The following is a 17,853-nucleotide window of genomic DNA, read 5'->3' on the forward strand; positions in this document are numbered from 1 at the left end:
TAGCTTCCTGCGACATGCGGATCCTGCACACCTCCGACTGGCACCTCGGGCGCTCCTTCCATCGGGAGAGCCTGCTCGGGGCGCAGGCCGCGTTCGTCGACCACCTGGTCGAGACGGTGCGCGCCGAGCGGGTCGACGTCGTGGCCGTCTCCGGCGACGTCTACGACCGCGCCCTGCCGCCGGTCGACGCGGTGGCCCTGCTCTCCGACGCGCTGGCCCGCCTGCGCGCCGCCGGGGCGCGGGTGGTGCTGATCAGCGGCAACCACGACTCGGCGCTGCGGCTCGGGTTCGGGTCGGCGCTGTTCGAGTCCTCGGGGGTGCACGTCCGCACCGAGCCCGCGCAGTCGTGGGAGCCGGTGCTGGTCGGCGACGTCGCCTTCTACGGCATCCCCTACCTGGAGCCCGAGCTGGTGCGCACCCCCTGGCAGCTGCCCGACCGCGGCCACACCGCCGCGATCTCCCACGCGATGAGCCGCGTCCGGGCCGACGCCGTCCGCCGTCGGGCCGCCGTCGTGCTGGCCCACTGCTTCGTGACCGGTGGCCAGGCCAGCGACAGCGAGCGTGACATCAGCGTGGGCGGCGTGTCCCACGTTCCCCTGTCGGCCTTCGACGGCGTCGACTACGTCGCGCTCGGTCACCTGCACGGGCGGCAGCGCATGTCCGAGACCGTGCGCTACTCCGGCTCCCCGCTGGCCTACTCCTTCTCCGAGACCGGCCACGTCAAGGGCTGCTGGCTGGTCACGCTCGGCTCGGGCGCGGAGTTCGTGCCCGCGCCCGTGCCCCGGCCGGTCGGGCGGCTCCGCGGCGACCTCGACGACCTGCTGACCCTGCCCGCCTTCGCCGCCTACGAAGACCACTGGCTGCAGATCACCCTGACCGACGCCGTCCGGCCCAAGCAGGCCATGGACCGGCTGCGGGCCCGGTTCCCGCACGCCCTCGCCCTGTCCTTCGACCCGGTGGGCGCGGCGCCCGCCGCCGGGCCGGTGCGGGTCAGCGGGCGGCCCGAGGCCGAGGTCGCCCTCGACTTCGTCCGCGAGGTGCGCGGCGAGCCCGCCGCGCCCGAGGAGGAAGAGCTGCTGAGACAGGCGGTCGAGGCGTCGCGGATGAAGGAGACGATGGCGTAGATGCGGCCGCACCTGCTCTCCCTCACGGCCTTCGGGTCCTTCCCCGGCACCGAGACGGTCGACTTCGACACCCTCACCGAGGCGGGCCTGTTCCTCATCCACGGGCCCACCGGGGCGGGCAAGACCACGATCCTCGACGCGCTCTGCTTCGCCCTCTACGGCGTCGTGCCCGGCCAGCGCAACAGCGCCCGCAGCCTGCGCTGCGACCACGCGCCCGCCGGCGCCGGCCCTTCGGTGACGCTGGAGGTCACGATCCGGGGCCGTTCGCTGCGCATCCGGCGGTCGCCGTCGTGGCAGCGTCCCAAGTTGCGCGGCGCCGGGTTCACCGAGGAGAAGGCCAAGGTCGTCGTCGAGGAGCGCCGCGGGGCCGCCTGGCAGGGGCTCACGACCCGGCTCGACGAGGCGGGCGACCTGGTGGGCGGGCTGCTCGGGATGAACGCCGAGCAGTTCTGCCAGGTGGTGATGTTGCCGCAGGGCGACTTCGCCAAGTTCCTGCGCGCCGACGGCGACGACCGCGCCCGGCTGCTGGAGCGGCTGTTCACCGTCAAGGTGTTCACCCAGGCCGAGGCGTGGCTGGCCGAGCGGCGGCGGGCCACGGGGCGGGAGGAGCAGGAGCTGGGGCGCGAGGTCGCCTTCGCCGTCGAACGCCTGGAGGAGGCCGCCGGGCCCCTCCTCGCCTCCGCGCCGGACGGCGGTGCGGGCGCCGGGCCCGTCCTCGCCTCCGCGCCGGACGGCGGTGCCGGCGACGGGGGGTTGCCGTCGGCGGCGGACGATCCGCTCGGATGGGCCGGCGCGTTGCTGGACGCGGCGCGGGCCGTCGTCCACCGGTGCGAGGAGCGGCACGCCGCCGCGGGCGACGCCGTACGCGCGGCGCGGTCGCGCTTCGAGCAGGCCGCCGCCCTCGCCGACCGCCGCCGCCGCCACGCCGAGGCCCTGACCCTGCGCCGCACCCTCGACGAGCGCGCCGACGAACGCGCCGACCTCCAGGCCGTCATCGACGACGCCGCCCGCGCCGACCGCGTGCTCCCGCTCATCACGGCCGCCGGGCAGCGCGCCGAGGCCGCCGCCAAGGCCCGCGCCATGGTCGCCGACGCCCTGGCCCGCGCCCGTCCCCTCCTCACCCGCCGATCCACGCCAGGCGTCGAGGGGCCCGCGAGTGCCGCGGAGCCGTCGGTGGAGGAGCTGGAGGGCCTGGAGCGGGAGCGCCGCGCCGAGCTGGCCCGGCTGTCCGAGCTGCTCACCGAGGAGGCCCGGCTGTCGGTCGTCCGGCGCGACCTGTCGCGGGTGGCGCAGGAGCTGGCCGAGCTGGTCAGCGCCGACGAGACCGCCGCCGCGCGGCTCGCCGTCCTGCCCGGCCTGGTCGCCGACGCCGAGAACAGGCTGGCCGGCGCGCGAGTGGCCGCGGCGCGCATCCCGGCGGCCCAGGCCGTACGCGACGCCGCCGCCGACCTGATCGACGTCGACCGGGAGCTCGCCGCACTGGCCGGTGAGCTGGAGGCGCTGGCCCAGCGCGAGGCCGAGGTGGCGGCGGCCGAGGCCGAGCTGCCCGCCCGGCTGGCCGCGGCGGGCGCCGCCCTGGCCGAGGTGCGCGCCGAGGCGGCGGCCGTGCCGGCCGCCGCCGCCCGTCTCGACGCCGCCCGTGCCGTCCTGGAGGCCGCCCACCGCCGCGACGCCCTGGCCGCCGAGCTGGAGTCGGCCGCCGCCGCCCACCAGGTGCTGGTGGACCGCGCCCAGGAGACCCGCGAACGCTGGCTCGACCTGCGTCAGGCCAGGATCGACGGCATGGCGGCCGAGCTGGCCCGCGACCTGACCGACGGGCGTCCGTGCGCGGTCTGCGGCTCCGAGCACCACCCCGTGCCCGCCGCCGCGGCCCCCAGCGCGCCCTCGCCCGACGACGAGCACGCCGCCGAGACCGCCCACGAGGCGGCCGCCGCCGACCGGGAGGCCGCCGAACGCGCTCTGGCCTCCATCGAGTCCCGGCTCGCCGACGCCTCGGAGGCCACCGAGGGGCTGTCCGCCGACACCGCGGCCGGGCACGTGCTCGCGGCCGAGGAGGAGCTGGCCCGGCTGCGGTCGGTCGCCGACCGGGAGCCCGCCCTCGCCGACGCGCTCGACCGCCTCGAAGGCGACCGCGACCACGTCCGCGACCGGGCCAGGGAGATCGCCGAGGCGCTCGCCGCCCACCACGCCCACCGCACCCGGCTCACCGCCGAACGCACCCGTCTGCACACCCGTCTCGCCCAGACCCTGCACCCCGAGACCCTTCTCTCCGAGCGTCCGCTCACGGCAGACGCCCTTCCTGAGACCCCGGGCGAGGTCGACGGGAGGCGGGTGCTGGCCGCGGCCGAGGAGGAGTTGCGGCGGCTGGCCGCGGTGGCGGCCAAGGAGGCGGGGCTGGCGGCCGAGGTGGCCGCGCTCGGCCGCGAACGTGCCGAGCTGGAGGAGCGCGGACGCCGCATCGCGGCGCGGGTGGCGGCCGGCCGTACCAGACATGAGGAGCTGAGCGCGGACGCCGGGCGGCTGGGGGCGCGGCTCGACGCGGCCCGGGGCGGCGACCCGACCCTGACGGCCCGCCTGTCCAGGCTCCACGACGAGGCCGAGCTGCTGCGCGAGGCGCTGGAGGCCACCAGGGCGGCGGTCGCGGCGGCCGCCGAGCTCGACGCCGCGGCCGAGGCGGCCGGGCGGGCGGCGGCCGAGGCGGGGTTCGCCGACGTGCGGGAGGCCGAGGAGGCGTACCGGAGCCCGGCCGAGCGGGAGGGCAAGGCGGAGCTGCTACGGCGGCTCGACGACCAGCACGCCGCCGTCACCGCCCTGCTCGCCGACCCCGAGCTGATCGCCGCGGCCGCCGAGCCCGCGCCCGATCTGGCGGCCGCCGAGGCCGGCAGAGACGCGGCGGAGGAGGCGCACACCCGGCTGGCGAGCGAGCGCGACCGCGCGGCGGCCAGAGCCGCCCGCCTCGCCGAACTGCGCGAGGAGCTGGCCGCGCGCATCGAGCGGTGGCGTCCCGCGGCCGAGCGGCACCGGCTGGCCGAACGCATGGCGGCGCTGGCCTCGGGCACGTCCGGCGACAACCAGTGGAACATGAGCCTGACGTCGTTCGTGCTGGGGGAGCGGCTCAGGCAGGTGGTCGACGCCGCCAACGAGCGCCTCGACCACATGTCGTCCGGCCGCTACCTGCTCCGGCACGACCTGCGCAAGACCGCCGGATCCCGGGCGCGGTCCGGCGGCGGCCTGGGCCTGAAGGTGGCCGACGCCTGGACCGGGGTCGACCGCGACCCGGCGACCCTGTCGGGCGGCGAGAGCTTCATCACCTCGCTCGCGCTCGCGCTCGGCCTGGCCGACGTGGTCACGGCGGAGGCGGGCGGCGCGGAGGTCGGCACGCTGTTCGTGGACGAGGGCTTCGGCACCCTCGACGAGGACACCCTCGACGACGTGCTCGACATCCTCGACGGGCTGCGCGACGGCGGACGCGCGGTCGGCATCGTCAGCCATGTCGGCGAGTTGCGCACCCGGATCCCCGTGCAGCTCAAGGTGGGCAAGACCCGCAGGGGGTCGACCCTGGTCAGCTAAGCGGTCAGCCCGGCGGTCAGCTGGGCGGTCAGCTGGGCGGCGGCGCGGTCGAGGCCCGCACGATCAGCTCGTACGGGAACAGCCGCCGCTCCGGCCGGGCCGCGGCCCCCGACAGCAGCAGCCGCCCGGCCGCCTCCCCGATCTCCTGCTTGGCCTGCCGGATCGTGGTGAGCCCCGCCTCCTGCGCCGCGCTGTCGGAGAACCCGACGACCGACAGCTCGCCCGGCACGTCGAGGCCCAGGTCGGCGGCGGCGTCGAGGACGCCGAGGGCGAGCACGTCGGTGTTGGTCAGGATCGCCGTGGGCCGGGGGTCCAGCCGCAGCAGCGCGTGGCCGGCCTTCCTGCCCGCCTCCCGCGAGTTCCTGGCGACCTCGTAGAACGGCACGTCGTCCCAGTCGAGGCCGGCCTGCTCGCAAGCCGTCTGGTAACCGCCGCGCCGGGCGCGCATCGCCGCGAACACCGCGCCCTCCTGGCGGGCGCGGTCGGCCCAGCCGGTGTGGCCGTCGTCGTGCAGGCCGACCATCGCCACCGCGACCCGCCGGTGCCCGAGGCCGAGCACGTGCGCGGCGGCGGCGGCTCCGGCGGCGGGCTCGTCGATGCCGACGAAGGGGTGGCCGGGCACGTACGGCTCGTCCACCACCACGACGGGCAGCTTCCTGGCCAGCACCTCGGCCAGCGCCGGATGGCCGTCGGGCAGCGAGACCACGCAGAACGCATCGACCACCGCGTCGCGCACGGTGTCGCTGCGCCGGTCGCCGTGCGGCAGCGGCAGGATGAGCAGGCCCACGCCCGCCTCCTCGGCCGCCGTGGCGAGGCCCTGGAAGAACCCGAGCGCGTACGGGTCGGCGAAGGCGTAGGCCAGCGTCTCGCTGAACAGCAGGCCGAGCGCGCCGGCGCGGCCGAGCCGGAGCGAGCGCGCCGTCGGGTTGGGGCCCGCGTAGCCGAGCTCGTCGGCCACCTCCAGGATGCGCCGCCGCAGCCCGTCGCTGAGCTGGTCGGGCCGGGAGAAGGCGTACGACACGGTGGCGCGGGACACGCCGAGCCTGTCGGCGATCGTCTGCAGGGTGACCCTTGCCATCGTCCAACCGTATCGAACGGCCTTGCCGGTGCGTTCTTAATTGATTAAGGTCTTAATTGATTAAGGAGGAGAGACATGGATGCCATGCAGGTTCTCGCGCACCGGACGGCGATGGGGTTCCGCGACTCGCTCGACGCGGCCCTGCCGGGGGCGCCGCGCAGGCGGGATCCGGAGCGGGTCGCCGTACGGGCGCGGCTCGCACACTCCCTACGCCGCACCGCCGACCGCCTCGACCCCACCTGCCCACCCACCCGCTACGGCGAGCTGTGACCGGTCCCCTTCTCGCGTGCCCCGACGTCCCCCTGCCGGTCGCCCAGATTGGACGCGCCCCGGCCGTTCGGGCTGGACCGTTCGGCCGGTGCGGCGAGGTGTGACCGGTCCTCGTGAGACCCGGCAGCCCCTGTTTCCTCGCCCGCCTCCATTGCCTGGACCCGGCTGCCCGCCCCCTGCCTCCGACGGGGAGGTGGGGCATCAGGTTGGGGGAGTCCGGTGGGGGCGTTGAGGGGGGATGGGTGGGGGCGTAACGAGGCAGAGGGTCGGGTGGGCGCGTCAGGAGGGGCGGTGCATTCCTCCGGGTTTAGGAGGGGGTGCGTCCCTCTGGGCCGGCGGGAGGGGAGCAGTCGGTCAGGGCGGCGTAAGGGGCGGGACTGGTCCGGGGGGCATGGGCAGGGCCGGGTGGCAGGTTGAGGGGCGGGTGTCGGGGTCAGGGGAGGGTGGCTATCAGGTCGGGGATTGTGGTGGGGTCGTGGAAGAGGGTGGCGCCGAGGCCGGACAGTCGCGAGGGGGGCGTCAGGCCGCCCGCGAACGCCAGGCAGCGCATCCCCGCGCTCATCGCCGCCCGCACCCCGAACGGGCTGTCCTCGATCACCACGCACTCCTCCGGCGCGGCCCCCATCGTCGCCGCGGCGTGCAGGAACAGGTCGGGGGCGGGCTTGCCGCGGGCGACGTCCTCGGCGCTGAAGACGCGGCCGTCGAAACGCCGAGCCAGACCGGTGAGCTCCAGGCTGTTACGGACGTTGGCGTGCCGGCCGTTGGAGGCCACGCAGTAGGGGATGTCCAGGCGGTCGAGGGCGGACTCGATGCCCTCGATGGCGCGCAGCTCGGCCTCCATCGCGGCCAGGTACTCCTGGGTGATCTGGTCGTGCCAGCCCGGGGGCGTCTCGCCGACCTGCTCGTCCCAGTACTCGTTGCTGCAGCCGACGAAGCGCTCGGCGTACTCGCTCTCGTCGATCGTCCAGCCCAGGCGGCGCAGGGCGGCGGTGCCCACGCGCACCGAGATGCGCTCGCTGTCGACGAGTACCCCGTCACAGTCGAAGATGACCAGTTCCACGGCCAAGGTGCGGTCCTCTCAAAAGGCGACGTTTGCCGACGAATCTATCGGGCGGCTGTGTGACATTGCGCAGGTGGTAGCGTCGTTGTACCGCTTGACAAGATGTCAGTCCGGATAGTGAGACATGAAGTGAAGACTTCCCCCCGGGTCTCGGCGCCCAGCACGACCAGGATCGCCATGGCCAGCCTCATCGGCACCGCGATCGAGTTCTACGACTTCTACATCTACGGGACCGCCGCCGCGCTGGTGCTCAACACCGCGTTCTTCCCCGGCATGGACCCCGTGGCCGGCCGGCTGGCCGCGTTCTCGACGTTCGCGGTGGCGTTCGTCTCGCGTCCGCTCGGGTCGGCGGTGTTCGGTCACTGGGGCGACCGCGTCGGGCGCAAGTCGATGCTGGTCGTCTCGCTGCTGGTGATGGGCCTGTCCACGGTGGCGATCGGGCTGCTGCCGGGGTACGCGGCCATCGGCGTGGCCGCGCCCGTGCTGCTGGTGCTGCTGCGCTTCACCCAGGGCATCGGCCTCGGCGGCGAGTGGGGCGGCGCGGCGCTGCTGGCCACCGAGCACGCCCCGCCCGGCAGGCGCGGCCTGTACGCGATGTTCCCCCAGCTCGGCCCCGCGGCCGGGTTCATCGTGGCCAACGGGCTGTTCCTGATCCTCGGCGAGACGCTGACCGACGAGCAGTTCGGCGGCTGGGGCTGGCGGCTGCCGTTCGTGGCCAGCCTGCTCCTCGTGGTCGTCGGCCTGTACGTGCGGCTGCGGATCTCCGAGACGCCGGTCTTCCGGGCCGCCCTCGACCAGCGCCGCATCGCCAAGGTGCCGTTCGCCGGGCTGATGCGCCACCAGTGGCGGCGGGTGCTGCTCGCCGCCGGGGCGATGACCGTCGCCTACACGCTCTTCTACACCGCCACCACCTACTGCCTGTCCTACGGCACCGCCACCCTCGGCATCCCGAAGACCACCATGCTGACCCTGACCATGGTCGGCGTGCTGTTCATGGCGGCGGGCACGGTCGTCTCGGCGGTGGTCAGCGACCGGCTGGGCCGCCGCCGCACCCTGCTCACCGGCACGGCCGTCGCCGTCGCGTGGGGGCTGGTGATGTTCCCGCTGATGGAGACCGGGTCGGTCGTCCTGGCCGGGGTGGCGCTGGCCGGCGCGCTCGGGCTGATGGGGCTGATCTTCGGGCCGATGGGGGCGTACCTGCCCGAGTTGTTCAGGACGGAGTTCCGCTACAGCGGCGCCTCGGTCGCCTACAGCCTCGGCGGCGTGCTGGGCGGGGCGGTGCCGCCGCTGGTCGCCACCAGCCTGCAGACCAGCGGCATCGGCGTCATGGGCGTCGGCCTCTACGTCTCGGCGATGGCCCTGCTCAGCCTGCTCTGCCTGCTCGCCCTGCCGGAGACCGGCGACATCTCCCTGCGATGAACCGGCTTCTCCTGTCACATCCGCCGGGGCTGTCCCGTCCTCCTGGTGAAGAACCTGATGAGGAGGAGCGGACGATGAGCAAGCACATTCTGATCGTCGGCGGTGGATATGTCGGGATGTACGCGGCCCGCGGGCTGCGGCGGCTGATCCGGTCGGGCGAGGTGACGGTCACCGTGGTCGACCCGCGGGGGTACATGACGTACCAGCCGTTCCTGGCCGAAGCGGTCGGCGGGACGATCGAGCCCCGCCACGTCGTCGCCCCGCTCAACCGGGTGCTCAAGGGCGCGCGCGTGCTCACCGGCCACGTCACCCGGGTCGACCACGAGGCCCGCACCGCGCGGTTCCAGCCGGTCCAGGGGCCGGCCAGGACGCTCACGTACGACATCCTCGTGATGGCGGCCGGGTCGATCACCCGCGCGCTGCCCATCCCGGGGCTGGCCGAGCACGCGGTCGGGTTCAAGAGCCTCGGCGAGGCCGTGCACCTGCGCAACCACGTCCTGGCCCAGCTCGCCGCGGCCGCCTCGACCGACGACCCGCTGGTACGGCGCAGGGCGCTGACGTTCGTGGTGGTCGGCGGCGGGTTCTCGGGCGTCGAGGCGCTGGCCGAGATGCAGGGGCTGGCCGACGAGGCCCTGCGCTACCACGACGGGATCCAGCCCGCCGACCTGAGCTGGACCCTGGTCGAGGCGACCGGCGGCATCCTGCCCGAACTCCATCCCGGCCTCGGCCGCTGGACCGTGGACGCGCTGCGCGCCCGCGGCGTGGACGTGCGGCTGGAGACCCGGCTGAACTCGGCCGAGGGCGGCGTGGCCCGGCTGTCGTACGGCACGTCGCTGGAGGCAGGGACGCTGGTGTGGGCGGCCGGCGGCCGGCCCAGCCCGCTCGCCGCCGACAGCGGGCTGCCCGTGGACGAGGCCGGACGGCTGCGGGCCACCGAATACCTGACGGTGGCCGGGCTGGCGGACGCGTTCACGGCCGGCGACGGCGCGGCGGTGCCCGACCTGACCCGTCCGGGCCGGTTCACCGCGCCCAACGCCCAGCACGCGGTGCGCCAGGCCAAGCTGCTCGCCCGCAACCTGGCGGCCCACGTCAGGGGTGGACGGCTGAAGGCGTACCGGCACGCGTACCTGGGGTCGGTGGCCGGGCTCGGCCACCACCAGGGCGTGGCCCAGGTGCACGCGATCCGGCTGACCGGGTTCCTGGGGTGGCTGGCGCACCGGGCGTACCACCTGGCTTGGGTGCCGACCTTCAACCACAAGGCGCGGGTGCTGGCGGACTGGGGGCTGTCGATGGTGTTCCGGCGGGAAGCGGTGCAGCTCACGGCCGTCGAGCACGCGGGGGAGGACTTCCGCCGGGCGCTGGCGGCCGACGACCTCGGCCGCGCCGCCTGACCCGCCCTCCCCGCGCCCGCTACACCGGCTGCTCGACCGGCTGGCTGACCGGCTGGCCCCGGTCGACGTACGCGGCCAGCGCGCGCACCCGCTCGGCGTGCTGGTCGTGGCCGACGATCACCGGCGGCTCGTTGTACGGCATCGCGTCCGACGACCGCCGCAGCTTGACGTACTGGCCGCAGGCGTCGATCGCGTACGGCTCCATGTCGTCCTGGAGCGCGCCGATCACCGTGATGCCGTACGTCTCGCCGATCCGCCGGAACAGCGCGACCGCCTCCCTGCGGTGCTCCTTGCCCAGGTTGCGGCCGAGCTCGTCGAGCACCAGGCACAGATGGCCGCCGCCGGAGGACGCGATGGCCGCCGCGCACACCAGCTTGACGGCCTTCTCGTCCATGAGCGCGGTGTTGGCCCGCCGGTTGTACGGCACGAACCCCTGCCCCTCGCCCCGCCGCCACTTCGGCGTCACCCGCCACTGCCAGCGCTGCTCGGGGTCGGCGGGCGCGGGCGGCACCGGGAACTCCAGCGTCGCGCCGTAGCCGCCGTAGGAGGTGTCGAGCTTCTCGAACTCCTCGGCCACCCGCGTCAGCCTCGCCTTGATCGCCGCCGTCAGCGCCGCCCGGTGGACGGCCGTGGACTGCGCCGCCTCCTCCGCGCCCCGGGCCGCCGCCGCCAGGTCGCGCTGCCGGGTGACGACCTGCGCCTCGATCTGCCGCCGCTGGTGCTTCTCGTACTCCTCCTGGCCGCGCAGGTAGGAGGCCAGCGATCCGCACACCGCCGCGAACGTCGCCTGCTCGCGCGCCGTGCTGCCGCCCCGCTCCGACAGCAGGAACGCCAGCTCCTCCGGGATCTCGGCGTCCTCCTCGGGGAAGGTGTCGCGCAGCGCCTGGTCGAAGTGGCGTTCGGCGACGCGCCACCACTCCTCGGCCGCGCGCGGACGCTCCTCCTCCGGCAGCGCCGCGATCCACTCGCGGGCGGTCTCCACCGTGCCGCCCCAGTCGGCGGCCAGCGCGTCGAGCCGCAGCGCCTCGCGTTCGGCGGTGACCTTGGCCTCCTGCTCGCGGGCCTGCGCCCGCTCGCTCTCGTGCCGCTGCCGCCGCCCGTCGAGCCGTTCGATCTCCATGTCGCGGGTACGGGCCCGGAAGTCGAGCGCGCCCGCCTGCCGCTCGGCCTCGGCGACCTTCGGCGCCAGCTCCTCGATCGCCGCGTTGAGCCCGACGAGCCGGTCGCGCCGCTCGGCCAGCCTGGCCTCCAGCTCCGCCAGCCGCACCCCGGCCCGCGCGCCCTCCAGCCGGCGCTGCGCCTCGGCGACGGCCTCCTCGGCCTCGCGCACCACCTCCGCGGCGCTCTCCTGGGCGTCTTCGGCGCGGTTGAGCCGCTGGCCGGCGGCCTTGATGCGGGCCTCCCGCCCGGTCGCCACCCCGTCGAACGCCCCCACCACGCTCACCCCGGCCGCGCTGACCAGCACGGACCCGGGCAGCCCGGCCAGGGCCTGCGCCGCCTCGCCGAGCCGCGCGGCGTCGACGATGACGGCGTGCTCGTGCGGCCAGCCGCGCAGGCGGGCGCCGGGAAGGGCGGCGTCGCGGGCCTGCTCGGCCACGTCAAGGGCGTCGAGCAGGCCGGTCGCCCCGACACCCGCCGCCGACAGCGCGTCGAGCTGGGCCGCGGCCGGGCCGCCCTCGGCGTCGTCGAGCGCCGCCCGCGCCGAGGACACCTCCTGGTCGGCGACGCCGAGCGCCTTGAGCGCCTCGTTGAGCCGGAGCCCGGCCTGCCGCAGCTCGGCCTCGGCGGCGGGCACGTCACGCCCGTCGGCGAACCTGCGGGTCTCCTCCAGCGCCGGGATCGCGGCGCGCAGCTCGTCGGCGGAGTTCTCGGCCACCGCGCGGTCGGCGTCGAGCTTGGTGGTACGGGCCTGCAGGGCGGCCAGCTCCTTGCGGGCCTGGGACACCTGGCGGTCGAGCGTGTCCTCGCGCAGCGTGGCGATCTCGGCCTTGACCAGCGCGATCTCCTCGGCCGCCGACTCGCCCGCGGCGCGGTGGCGGCCGAGGTCGGCGGCCAGCAGCTCGTCCTTGGCGGCGGCGTCGGCGAGCTTGCGCGCCTGCCTGCCGCGCCAGCAGCGCAACGCCTCGGCCAGGCGCACCCGGGCCTGGTCGCGGCGGTCGAACGTGCCGAGCAGCGCCTTGGACTCCACCTCGAACTCGGCCAGCCGGTCGGCCGCCTGCGCCGCCCGAACCCGCTTGGCGTGCTCGTCGCGCCGGGCCTCGCGCTCCTGCTCCAGCTCGGCGTCGAGGCCGGTGAGCGCCGCGATGGCCTCGAAGACGCGCTCGGGGGAGATCTCGTTGAGCGGCTGGGAGAGCAGGTTGGTGGCGACCTTGCTGCGCACGGACGTGGACAGGAACGACACGCACCTGACCCGGTCGCCGTAGAGCACCTTGGTCAGGTCGCGGGCCACGACGTCGCGCTTGCCCGCCGACCTCGGCAGCGACGCCCAGATCTCGTCGGCCCGCGCCACCCGCTCGGCCTCGGACGGCGAGGCGGCCAGATGGACGCCCTCCCGCCAGCGGATCTCCAGGTGCGGAGCCTCCTGGTTGACCTTGAGCCACACGGTGATCGCGCCGCCCGAGGTGTCGGGCACCTCGAACAGCTCCCCGCTGTCCTGCTCGCCCTCCTCGCCCGCCTCGGTCAGGGTGAGGTCGGGCGCGGCGACCGGCTCGGGCGGGGCCGGCGGCGGGGCGAAGGAGTCCATGCCGGGCGGGCCGAAGACGCCCACGATGTAGCCGTGGTCGGCGCTCGCCCACTGGCGGGCGCCCGCGCCGCTGGCCAGCTCGGCGTTGAAGAGCAGCTCGGAGACCGCCTTGGCGCCCGAGGCGAAGCGCCACTGCTCGTCGCCGAGCAGCGCCGTGATCGAGGCGATGAACGACGACTTGCCCGCGCCGTTGGAGTCTTTGGGGCCCGCGCCCGCGACGACGATGAGCGTGCCGGGGACCGTGGGCACCGGATGGGTCGAGAGCCGTGAGATGTTGACCGCCTGCACGGCGATCAGCACCCGGTCTCCGACGACGTTCTCCATCTGCGACACCCGAACCCCCGTAACCCTTCCATCTGTCATGACGTTCACTGCGCCGACCTGCGGGCGCGTACGGCCGCCGCGAGCGGCGTGTGCGGGCCGGCGGCGAGGATCAGCTCCTCCTGCAGCCGCCGCCGGGCCGCCGGCGTGAGCCGGTGGAACTGCGGGCCGGGGACGTAGCCGCCTGCCTCCTCGCCGGCCTTCACCTGGGCCAGCAGGCCGGCGTGGCGCAGCGTGCGCAGCGCCGACTCCAGCTCGCCGATCGGGACCTGGGTGTGGCGGCGCAGCTCCTCGACCGGGGTGGGGTGCGGCGACAGCCAGGAGTCCTCCGGCAGCAGGCCCTCGGCCCGGGGGATCGCGACAGAGTGGACCAGCACCAGCGTCAGCACCGCCCGCTCGCTCACGCCGAGCCCCGCGCCCGCCGCGCCCGCCGGCGGGCGATCCGCCGCCGCGCCCGCAGCCTCCAGGGCCGCCTCCGGCTCGGGGGCGGGGGACGGGGGCTGGGCCAGGGCGGCCGTGTGGGTGTCGTCGTAGCCCGAGGTCCAGCGTTCGCGCAGCTGGATGAGGACGCGGCCGCGGCGGGCCAGCATCTCGCCCAGCGTGTGGCGCAGCGCCGGGTCGCGCAGCGCGGCGAAGCGGCCCTCGGCGACCGGCTCGGCGGCGTGCTCGACCACCATGTACGCGGCCACCAGCTCGGCCCGCCGCCGCTCGTCGTAGGCGCCCAGCAGGTCGTCGAACTCGGACACGCCGAGCTCGGCCCGCCCGCCCGCGCCGGGCAGCGGCAGGACGGCCGCGGCCACGATGTCGGCGTCGCCCACCACCGTGAGCTCCGGCCGCTCGGGCTCGGGCAGGCGGCGGACCAGCTCCTGCAACTGGGCGTGCGACTCCGCCGGCCACAGCGCGCAGCGCGGCCCGAGCGTCACCACCCCGTCGTCGAGGACGATCCACGCCGAGTCGTGCAGCCGCCGCAGCGCGCCGCGCGCCCAGTTGCGCATGAGGTCGTCGGTACGCCCGATCAGCGCCCGGTAGGTGTCGAGCACCAGCTCGACGGGCGCCGGGTCGCCGGGCCACGGATCGACGGAGAGATCGTTCCAGCAGCACTTGAGCGTGGCCGCCAGCACCCGCCGCGTCTCGCCGGCCCGCTCCACCGGGACGGCGGCGATCTGGTACTCCTCCAGCAGCGACGGTGTCACCCCGTCGGGCCACACCGGCAGCGCGTGCCCGGTGGAGTCGGGCCGGGTGAGACGGGTCATCCCGGCGGGCGCGGGCACGCCCGCCCCCAGCCGCAGCGGCCCGCCGGAGCGCGCCCGCGCGTGGGCGAGCGCCTGACCGGCGGACCGGCCGCGCTCGGAGGCCGGAGAACCGGTGGACGTCATGAGGTGCGCTCCAGGTAGCCGTGGGACAGCCAGGCGGGCTCGCCGTCGGGGTCGACGGTCAGGCCGTCGGACCAGGTGAGCCGGTAGGGGAGCTCGGGGCGCAGGTCGGCGGTGGTCAGGTCGGCGAGCAGGCGGCGGGCGGCGGGCCAGTCGGAGCCGATCACGTCGGCCAGCGCGACCCGGGAGGCGGCGCCGAGCAGCGACTCGGCCACCTGCGTGAGCCGCTCGACGGCGGCCCCCGGCGAGGAGTCGAGCGAGCCCTCGGGCCCGGGGTCGGGCAGCGCCGAACGCGGGGGAGTGGGCTGGACGGGAGCCGGCCGCGGCGCCTCGTCGACCGCCCGCGCGACGGCGGCCGGATCGTGCCACGGCGCGGGCGCGTCGAAGACGAACCCGTCGAGCACCGAGGCCAGCCGCTCCTTGGAGGCGGTCTGGGCGAACGTGCGCCACGTCTCGGTGGGCAGCAGCGTCAGGTTGCGGGTCGTGCCCGCCGAGTCGGCCAGGCGGCCGGCGGCGCGGCGCGAGGCGTCGCTGTAGGAGTAGATGGACGCGCGCAGGTCGGTGCAGACCCGGTCGAGCTCGGGCCAGCGGGTCAGGATCGTGCCGTGCAGGCCCTGGGCGCGCCGGGCGATCTCCTCGGTGCCCCAGAGCTTGGGGGCCTGCTCGCGCAGCTCCTCGATGGTGCCCGTGGTCAGCGTGATCAGCTCCAGGGCCCAGAGCCGGAACGCGCGCGCCAGGTTGACCGCGCTCTGCCGGGCCTCCTCGCCGGTGGTGCGGGGGTCGGCGACGTTGAGGTCCTCCAGGGCGAGCAGGCGGTGCATCTCGGACTGGCCGCCGTCGTCCATCATGCGGCGGATGAACATCAGGCCGACGACGCTGGTGAACGAGGCGCGGTAGCGGAGCTGGTTGGGTTTGGGGAACACCTCGCGGATCGCGCCGAGCCCCTTGAGCACCCGCAGCCGGTTGTCGAACTGGTCGCTGGGGTAGGCCCGGCAGGCGAAGCGCATCTGCTCGTGCGTCAGCCACTCCTCGCCCGCCTCGGCGAACGCCGCGAACAGCGTCTCGGCGATGTCGACCAGGGCGGGGTCGTCGACCACCGCGCCGCTGTCGCGGGCCAGCGCGGCGAACATGCGGCGGTAGGTCGACAGCACCGCCTCCTCGGAGAGGGCGGCGTCGAGGGTCAGGGGCTGTTCGGACACGCGCACTAAGGTACGGCTTCACACCGACAGACACGGAACCCGGCGCGGGCTACCAGCCGGTACGGACGCGGATGGGACTCCCGCCCGCTAGGGTGAACCAGGTTAAAGCGGGGCAAACTCTCTGTGATCGCACATACGGGGTGAGTAACGGTTGTCCATCCGTGTGCTCGGCGGGGACCGGGCGACGGCCCTGATGGCCGGTGGGGCGGCCGTGCTCCTGGTGGCCGCGGCGGCGTGGTTCGGCGTGGGCGTCTCCAGCGCCAATCCGGAGCTGGCCGACGTCGGCGCGTGGCTGTGGACCAAGGCCAAGGGCAGGGTCGTGCACGTGAACGGCCTGTCGGGCGAGGTGGACGGCTACCTCGACGACAAGGCCGGCAAGCAGTTGCGCGTCGTCCAGGACGGCACGAACGTGCTGCTCGTCGACGACCGCACCGGCTTCGTCAGCCGGGTCGAGCCCAGCCAGCTCACCGTCACCCAGACCCGCGACCTCGGCGCGGCGGGGACGCAGCTCGCCGTCTCCGGCGGCACGGCCTACGCCGTCGATCCGGCGGCGGGCCGCGTCCAGCGCATCGACCCGGTCACGCTGAACGCCGTGGGCGCGCCCGTCACCCTGCCCGGCCCGCTCGGCGCGGCCAGGATCGACGGCGGCGGCAGGCTGTGGGTGCCGGTGACCGCCAGGGGCGAGGTCGTGCCGGTGTCCGACGGCGTCGCCGCGACCCCCGTCAAGGTGGGCGAACCGGGCGAGGAACTGGCCGTGACCATCGCCGGCGGACTGCCCGTCGTGGTCAACACACGGGCCGCCACCGCCGTCACCGTCGGCGCGGACGGCGGCGTCGGCGAGATCGCCCTGCCCAAGGAGGTCGCGCGGGCGGCCAAGGGCGGCGTGCTCACTCCGGCCTCGACCGAGGGCCCGCTCGTCCCGGTGCTGACGCCGGGCGGCTCGGGGCTGCTCGTCGTGCTCGACACCTCCTCCAACGCCGTGCTCAGCACCAGGTTCGCGACCGGCGACCCCGCCGGGCTCGGGGTGCCGCAGGTGCTCGGGTCCAAGGTGTACGTACCGGACAAGAGCCGTGGCGCGCTGATCGTCTGGGACAGCGCCGCCGGCGGGCGGCCCACCACCCTCCAGGTGGCGGACGGGCCGGGCCCGGTGGACGTGTTCGTCAAGGACGGCCTGCTCTGGGCCAACGACGAGAACGGCGACAAGGCCCTGGTCATCGACCCCGAGGGCCGCAAGCACGACGTGGACAAGGACGACTCCGACGTACCGGGGCCGACCAACACCCCCAAGCCCAAGCAGACCCCGCTCCCCGACCCCACGATCCCCGACCCGCCGCCGGACGATCCGCCCGAGACCAGCGAACCCGACCCGACCAGGACGAAGCAGACCGAGCGGCCCCGCCACCCGGCCAGGACGGCCACGCCGACCCCTGCGACGACCCCGACCCCGACCCCGACGCCGACGCCGACGCCCACCGCCGCCCCCGGCGCGCCCGGCGCGGTGACCGCGCGGTCGGGCCCCGGCCGGGTGACCGTCACCTTCAGCCCGTCCACCGGCGGCAAGGTCGAGCGCTACACGCTCAAGGCGTCCGGCGAGGGACGGCCGGAACCGCAGTCGGTGAACGCCGACGGGCCCTTCCAGTTCGAGTTCACCGGCGGCGACTGCGCCCAGGAGTACACCTTCGTCGTCGTCGCCCACTGGCCGGGCGGGGAGGTGGAGTCGGAGCGGAGCGCGGGGGCCAGGCCCTGCGTGGCGCCCGCGGCGCCGTCGAACTTCGCCGCCAGACCCAGGAACCGGGGCGCCGAGCTGACCTGGAGCGCCCCCGAGAACGGCGACCCGAGCGTGACCTACCAGCTCAGCGGCGCGGTCGCGAACGACGCGATCAAGGGGACGTCGTTCAGCGTGGACGGGCTGAAGAACAACGCGAAGTACGCCTTCAAGCTCAAGGCCACGAACCAGGCGGGGGAGAGCCCGGACGTCGCCTCCGTCGAGGTGGACCTGACCTACCCGAGGCAGCAGTACAAGAACGCCAACAACAACGTGGTGGACACGCTGGTCCGCCCCGCCGCGACGAAGACCGGCGAGGCGGGCCGCATCCCGAAGGGGCAGTACCTCTCGATCACCGTCATCTGCCAGGTCAAGGGCCAGAGCGTCACGGAGGACGAGAGCAAGGAGACCAGCGACGTCTGGAACAGGATCGAGTGGAACGGCGGCGTGGCCTATCTGAGCGAGACGCTCATGACCACGCCCCGCGGCTCGTTCCCGGCGCCGCCGCTCTTCGAGTGCACCGACTGAGGAGGGGGACCG

The 17,853-nt window shown here is 75.1% G+C and carries 11 protein-coding genes; 6 read left to right on the forward strand and 5 right to left on the reverse strand.

Annotated elements, in window-relative coordinates:
• The first annotated feature begins 14 nt into the window (after positions 1–14).
• Both AB0C33_RS08785 and AB0C33_RS08790 read left to right on the forward strand, forming a co-directional pair.
• Entirely contained in the window at positions 15–1,124 is a 1,110-nt protein-coding gene (locus AB0C33_RS08785) for an exonuclease SbcCD subunit D (protein ID WP_358285097.1), read from the forward strand.
• Entirely contained in the window at positions 1,125–4,694 is a 3,570-nt protein-coding gene (locus AB0C33_RS08790) for an AAA family ATPase (protein WP_358285099.1), read from the forward strand.
• Positions 4,695–4,722: 28 nt separating this feature from the next.
• On the opposite strand, the gene AB0C33_RS08795 is transcribed toward AB0C33_RS08790, so the two are convergent.
• Positions 4,723–5,772, reverse strand: coding sequence for a LacI family DNA-binding transcriptional regulator (locus AB0C33_RS08795; protein WP_358285102.1), 1,050 nt, complete (start codon positions 5,770–5,772; stop codon positions 4,723–4,725).
• Positions 5,773–5,847: 75 nt separating this feature from the next.
• Between AB0C33_RS08795 and AB0C33_RS08800 the strand changes: the two genes are divergently transcribed.
• On the forward strand, positions 5,848–6,042 hold the full coding sequence (locus tag AB0C33_RS08800; protein WP_352357102.1) for a hypothetical protein: 195 nt from the start codon (positions 5,848–5,850) through the stop codon (positions 6,040–6,042).
• A 433-nt stretch (positions 6,043–6,475) separates the two neighbouring features.
• Here the strand turns inward: AB0C33_RS08800 and AB0C33_RS08805 are convergent, their stop codons facing one another.
• Entirely contained in the window at positions 6,476–7,102 is a 627-nt protein-coding gene (locus AB0C33_RS08805; RefSeq protein ID WP_358285978.1) for an HAD family hydrolase, read from the reverse strand.
• A 129-nt stretch (positions 7,103–7,231) separates the two neighbouring features.
• Here AB0C33_RS08805 and AB0C33_RS08810 point away from each other — a divergent pair, with 129 nt between their 5' ends.
• Both AB0C33_RS08810 and AB0C33_RS08815 read left to right on the forward strand, forming a co-directional pair.
• The gene (locus AB0C33_RS08810) at positions 7,232–8,521 is read left to right on the forward strand and encodes an MFS transporter (protein WP_358285104.1); all 1,290 of its coding nucleotides are present in this window, start codon (positions 7,232–7,234) and stop codon (positions 8,519–8,521) included.
• 74 nt (positions 8,522–8,595) lie between these two features.
• Positions 8,596–9,912, forward strand: a complete 1,317-nt coding sequence (locus AB0C33_RS08815; protein WP_358285106.1) for an FAD-dependent oxidoreductase — start codon at positions 8,596–8,598, stop codon at positions 9,910–9,912.
• A 19-nt stretch (positions 9,913–9,931) separates the two neighbouring features.
• Here the strand turns inward: AB0C33_RS08815 and AB0C33_RS08820 are convergent, their stop codons facing one another.
• Genes AB0C33_RS08820 through AB0C33_RS08830 form a run of 3 tightly spaced genes read right to left on the reverse strand, consistent with a single transcriptional unit; the run spans position 9,932 to position 15,548 of the window.
• Positions 9,932–12,979, reverse strand: a complete 3,048-nt coding sequence (locus tag AB0C33_RS08820; RefSeq protein ID WP_358285108.1) for a chromosome partitioning protein ParA — start codon at positions 12,977–12,979, stop codon at positions 9,932–9,934.
• 44 nt (positions 12,980–13,023) lie between these two features.
• Positions 13,024–14,352: a hypothetical protein gene (locus tag AB0C33_RS08825; protein WP_358285110.1), complete on the reverse strand. Its 1,329-nt coding sequence runs from the start codon at positions 14,350–14,352 to the stop codon at positions 13,024–13,026.
• Positions 14,349–15,548, reverse strand: coding sequence for a hypothetical protein (locus AB0C33_RS08830; RefSeq protein ID WP_358285113.1), 1,200 nt, complete (start codon positions 15,546–15,548; stop codon positions 14,349–14,351). The genes AB0C33_RS08825 and AB0C33_RS08830 overlap by 4 nt, the downstream gene beginning before the upstream one ends.
• Positions 15,549–15,699: 151 nt before the next feature.
• Here AB0C33_RS08830 and AB0C33_RS08835 point away from each other — a divergent pair, with 151 nt between their 5' ends.
• Positions 15,700–17,841, forward strand: a complete 2,142-nt coding sequence (locus AB0C33_RS08835) for a hypothetical protein (RefSeq protein ID WP_358285115.1) — start codon at positions 15,700–15,702, stop codon at positions 17,839–17,841.
• The last annotated feature ends 12 nt before the right edge of the window (positions 17,842–17,853 follow it).

Origin of the sequence: Nonomuraea sp. NPDC048881 (assembly GCF_040649795.1) — a bacterium.
GTDB lineage: Bacteria > Actinomycetota > Actinomycetes > Streptosporangiales > Streptosporangiaceae > Nonomuraea.

Bases quoted from the DNA above. Each gene is read 5' to 3' on its own strand.
- AB0C33_RS08815 (WP_358285106.1), top strand. From the start codon at position 8,596: ATGAGCAAGCACATTCTGATCGTCGGCGGTGGATATGTCGGGATGTAC.
- AB0C33_RS08820 (WP_358285108.1), bottom strand. From the start codon at position 12,979: ATGGAGAACGTCGTCGGAGACCGGGTGCTGATCGCCGTGCAGGCGGTC.
- AB0C33_RS08785 (WP_358285097.1), top strand. From the start codon at position 15: ATGCGGATCCTGCACACCTCCGACTGGCACCTCGGGCGCTCCTTCCAT.
- AB0C33_RS08825 (WP_358285110.1), bottom strand. From the start codon at position 14,352: ATGACGTCCACCGGTTCTCCGGCCTCCGAGCGCGGCCGGTCCGCCGGT.
- AB0C33_RS08795 (WP_358285102.1), bottom strand. From the start codon at position 5,772: ATGGCAAGGGTCACCCTGCAGACGATCGCCGACAGGCTCGGCGTGTCC.
- AB0C33_RS08800 (WP_352357102.1), top strand. From the start codon at position 5,848: ATGGATGCCATGCAGGTTCTCGCGCACCGGACGGCGATGGGGTTCCGC.
- AB0C33_RS08790 (WP_358285099.1), top strand. From the start codon at position 1,125: ATGCGGCCGCACCTGCTCTCCCTCACGGCCTTCGGGTCCTTCCCCGGC.